Genomic DNA, 384 nt, shown 5'->3' on the forward strand with positions numbered 1-384 from the left:
TAGGTGGCCTTGCTGAAGTCTCCGGTACCGCGGGTCGCGAGGCCGATCAGCGGGGTGATGAAAGCATTGCTGAAGCCGGTGACAACAGCGGTGAAGGCGGCTCCGACGGCCAGGCCGATCGCCATCGAGATGACGTTTCCGCGCAGGATGAAGTCCTTGAACCCGTTCAGCACTGCTCTCTCTCCTCTATGGATTTCTCTGCGTCGCCGTCGTGTACGGGACGTATGCAGCCAAAACCATGCCCTGGGGCGGCGGGCGCGGGCAAACCGATCTTCCGCGTCCGTGGAGCGTCAGAAGAGGTTGACGGCGGCGAAGCGCAGGACGAGCTGCGGAGCTCCTGAAAGAAGGATGCCGACGGCGGTGGTGAGGACGATCGCCGTGGTG

At 63.5% G+C, this 384-nt stretch carries 1 protein-coding gene; it reads right to left on the bottom strand.

Annotated features, from left to right (window positions below; all coding sequences use genetic code 11):
• A partial coding sequence (locus V2J85_RS41055) for a large conductance mechanosensitive channel protein MscL (protein WP_330824450.1) occupies positions 1-173 on the bottom strand: 173 nt, incomplete at its 3' end.
• Between the last annotated feature and the right edge of the window lie 211 nt (positions 174-384).

Origin of the sequence: Streptomyces bugieae, assembly GCF_036352915.1 — a bacterium.
GTDB classification, from domain to species: Bacteria; Actinomycetota; Actinomycetes; order Streptomycetales; family Streptomycetaceae; genus Streptomyces; species Streptomyces endophytica.